This is a genomic window from Micrococcus sp. LASM2_SD2 (assembly GCF_057364565.1).
The window spans coordinates 1-3201 of record NZ_JBNFOB010000250.1; the positions used below are offsets into that span (position 1 = coordinate 1).

A 3201-nucleotide genomic window follows, 5' to 3' on the forward strand; every position below is an offset into this window, starting at 1 on the left:
CGGCCGCGTCGGACGCCCGGGGCGAGGGGGGCGGTGCGGACGCGGTCATGAGCGCTCCTGACGGCGCCTCGGCGGGGCGACCAGGTCGTAGGCGGGGTTGTGGACCGTGGGCACGTCGTCCACGGAGGTCAGGGTGCCGCGCACGCGCAGCCACTGCCCGGGCAGCACCTGGGGGACGGAGCGGCGTCCGTGCCACAGCAGGACCACGGTGTCCTCCGGCGCCTCCTGCCCCGGGGTCGGCAGGCGGTCGGCGAGCTCGGCGCGGAAGACCGCGTCGGAGTCGAAGGACGGGACCGTGACGGTGGCGACCACGCCGACCCGTTCGACCGCGTCGGTCACGTCACCGGACCTCGGTGATCTCGGGGCCCCGGCCTGCGGCAGATCCGTAGCCTGCTTTCGGGGGCGTCGCCACGTCCGCCGGTCGTGTCCGCCTCGGCGGGGCGACGACGGCGCACCGGCTGGGCATTGGCGGGCGGGCGCAACGGCAGCAGCTCCCGCGGCGGCACGGGCTCGTCGCCGCGGACCACCACGAGGTCCGCGAACACGTCCTCGACCTCCTCCGCGTCCTCCGGGTGCAGGGCCGCCTCCCCCTGGATGACGCCGCGCACGAACCAGCGCGGTCCGTCCACGCCGATGAACCGGGCGAGGTTCCACCCGGGCGAGCCGTCCGGCATGGAGGCCGGCACACGGCTCATGACCTCGGTGCCGAAGCGGCCCTGACGCTCGTCGGCCACGGCCCCCGGGGTGGTGCCGAGCGCGTCGAGGATCTCGGCGCGCAGGTCGTCCCACAGGCCGGTGCGGCGCGGTGCGGCGAAGGCCTGCACCTGCACGGCGGACCTGCCCGAGGTCACGGTCACCGCGATGACGCGCTGGGTCTTGTCCTCCAGGTCCAGGCGCAGCTTCATCCCCTGGCGGGCCCTGATGCGCAGCGCGCCCAGGTCGATGTACCCCTTGGCATCGGGGTGGTCGGCCACGTCGAACGGCCCGGAGGTGTCGTCCCCGGCGGACATGAGGCCGGCCGCGATCAGGTCACGGTCCTCCATGAGCTCCTCGGGCAGGGTGACCTGCTCATGGCGTACGTTGCGGTTGCGTCCGAAGATCATGCGTACCTCCTTGGGGCCTCCGGCTCAGCGGCCGGTCTGCTGGGCTGCGTCGCGGGTGCCGGCCTCCGGGGCGAAGCCGCCGGTCGAGCCGAAGCCGGCGCTGCCGCGGGCGGAGTCCTCGAGCCGGTCGACGCGTTGGAACTCGGCCTGCACCACGGGCTGGACCACCAGCTGGGCGATGCGGTCGCCGCGCTGCAGGCGGATCGGGTTGGTCGGGTCCATGTTGATGATCGGCACCTTGATCTCCCCGCGGTAGCCGGCGTCGATCGTGCCCGGTGCGTTCACGATGCCCAGCCCATGGCGCACGGCCAGTCCGGAGCGCGGGTGCACGAATCCGGCATAGCCGGCGGGCAGGGCGACCGCCACGCCGGTGGGCACGAGCGCGCGCTCACCCGGAGCGAGCTCCACGTCCTGCGTGGTGCGCAGGTCGGCCCCGGCGTCGCCGTCCAGGGCGTAGGCAGGCGGCTCGAGCCCGCCGTCCAGCAGCTGCAACGGCACGGGGATGCGGCGGATGTTACTCACAGCGGGCCACTCTACCCGAGGGGCCGCGCGCCGGGCCGGGCCCGCGGGAGCGCGTGTGGGAAGCTGGAGGACATGCGTGAGAACCAGCAGCCCGTGACCGACGCCGCCCAGAGTGTGCTCTTCGAGGAGCGCCTGACCCCGTCGGCCGGCGTGTGGACGGTGGCCGTGATGCTGGCCGCGCTGTCCGTCCTGGTCTTCGCCCCGATCAACCTGACCACCGGCATCGTAGCCGCGGTCCTCTTCTTCATCGTGGAGGCGATCATCCTGGTCGCGACCACCCCGCGGATCGTGGTGACGGACGCGGACCTCCAGGTCGGCAGGGCCCGCATCGAGCGCTCCCACCTGGGCGACGTGACCGGGTACCGCGGCGACGCCGCCCGGGAGCAGCGCGGCGCCCGGCTGCACGGGCTGGCCTACACCGTCATCCGCGGCTGGATCTCCCCCGTGGTCCGCATCCAGCTCACCGACGAGCGGGACCGGACCCCCTACTGGCTCACCAGCTCCCGGCGCCCCGAGGAGCTCGTGGCCGCCCTCGGCGGCACCATGCACGCCGACGTGGACGCGGACGACGGCCAGCGCCCCGGCGACCGGACGGCCTGACGGTCCGCCCGACCGACTCGACGGTCCGCCCGAGCGATTGGACGGCCGGCCCGAGCGATTCGACGGTCGACCTGACCGCCCCGGACACGACGACGCCCCCGGCACCTCTGCAGGGGAGGTGGCCGGGGGGCGTCGTGGATGCGTCGGGTTCAGCCCTCGCAGTCCGTGCAGAAGACCAGGCCGCCCTTCTCGCGTGCGGCCTGGGAACGGTGGCGGACCAGGAAGCAGGAGGCGCAGGTGAACTCGTCCGACTGCGCGGGCAGGACCCGGACCATCAGCTCCTCGCCGGAGAGATCGGCGCCCGGGAGCTCGAAGCCCTCCGCGGCCTCGGTCTCATCCTCGTCGACGACGGCGGACTGGGTGTCCGTGCGTCGGGACTTGAGCTCCTCGATGGAGTCCTCGGTCCCGTCGTCGTCGTTCTTCCGGGGGGCGTCGTAGTCGGTGGCCATGGGGGATCTCACGCTCCGCTCAGGTGCTGGACCGGCGGCACGGGCCGCGCCGCCGGCGAAGATGGGGGACGGCCCGCAGGTCGGGTGGGGCTTCGTCGCCCCTTCGAGGGGCTGACCGCACGGCGCCGTTGCGCGTAGATTGTGCACCATCGGCGCCCCGGAGCCAAATGGCGGTCGCCGGCACACCCGTTTGGACCCGTCGCGTGGGCGGTGTGCTCTAGGATCGGACGACGAACGCGCGCAGGCGCGCCCGGGCTCCACGGCCCCGTCGCGAGCCGGGAGGCACTGCCGCGACTGCACGGAGACGACCCGAAGGAAGGCACTGGCGCCCATGGCCGAGATGCGACCGGTAGGACTGACCGAGGACGGCGCCGCCCTGCGGCTGACGGACCAGGACGGCGGCGAGCACACGCTCGCGCTGACCGACGAGGTGCGTTCCCTGGTGGCCGGTGAGGACCGGGCGTTCGAGAAGGCCGCCCCGGGCGGCTCCGAGCCGGGCGCCGAGGACGCCGCGTGCGCCCCGCAGG

The 3201-nt window shown here is 74.1% G+C and carries 5 protein-coding genes and 1 pseudogene; 2 read left to right on the forward strand and 4 right to left on the reverse strand.

What is annotated here, in order from left to right; translation table 11 throughout:
• Positions 1–45 precede the first annotated feature (45 nt).
• From AC2W7A_RS10850 to dut, 3 genes are read right to left on the reverse strand one after another with little or no spacing between them, the layout of a single operon-like run.
• A complete protein-coding gene (locus AC2W7A_RS10850) occupies positions 46–339 on the reverse strand; it encodes a hypothetical protein (protein WP_485991362.1) in 294 nt (97 codons plus the stop codon).
• Positions 336–1103, reverse strand: coding sequence for a DUF3710 domain-containing protein (locus AC2W7A_RS10855; protein ID WP_485991363.1), 768 nt, complete (start codon positions 1101–1103; stop codon positions 336–338). The genes AC2W7A_RS10850 and AC2W7A_RS10855 overlap by 4 nt, the downstream gene beginning before the upstream one ends.
• A gap of 24 nt (positions 1104–1127) precedes the next feature.
• Positions 1128–1625 (reverse strand): dUTP diphosphatase, encoded by a 498-nt coding sequence (gene dut, locus AC2W7A_RS10860; protein WP_485991364.1) that lies wholly within the window; start codon positions 1623–1625, stop codon positions 1128–1130.
• Positions 1626–1697: 72 nt separating this feature from the next.
• On the opposite strand from dut, the gene AC2W7A_RS10865 reads away from it, so the two are divergent.
• Entirely contained in the window at positions 1698–2225 is a 528-nt protein-coding gene (locus tag AC2W7A_RS10865; protein WP_485991365.1) for a DUF3093 domain-containing protein, read from the forward strand.
• Between the two features lie 149 nt (positions 2226–2374).
• On the opposite strand, the gene AC2W7A_RS10870 is transcribed toward AC2W7A_RS10865, so the two are convergent.
• The gene (locus AC2W7A_RS10870; protein WP_485991366.1) at positions 2375–2674 is read right to left on the reverse strand and encodes a DUF4193 domain-containing protein; all 300 of its coding nucleotides are present in this window, start codon (positions 2672–2674) and stop codon (positions 2375–2377) included.
• Between the two features lie 331 nt (positions 2675–3005).
• On the opposite strand from AC2W7A_RS10870, the pseudogene AC2W7A_RS10875 reads away from it, so the two are divergent.
• Positions 3006–3201 (forward strand): annotated as a pseudogene (locus AC2W7A_RS10875) (hypothetical protein); the annotation flags it as partial.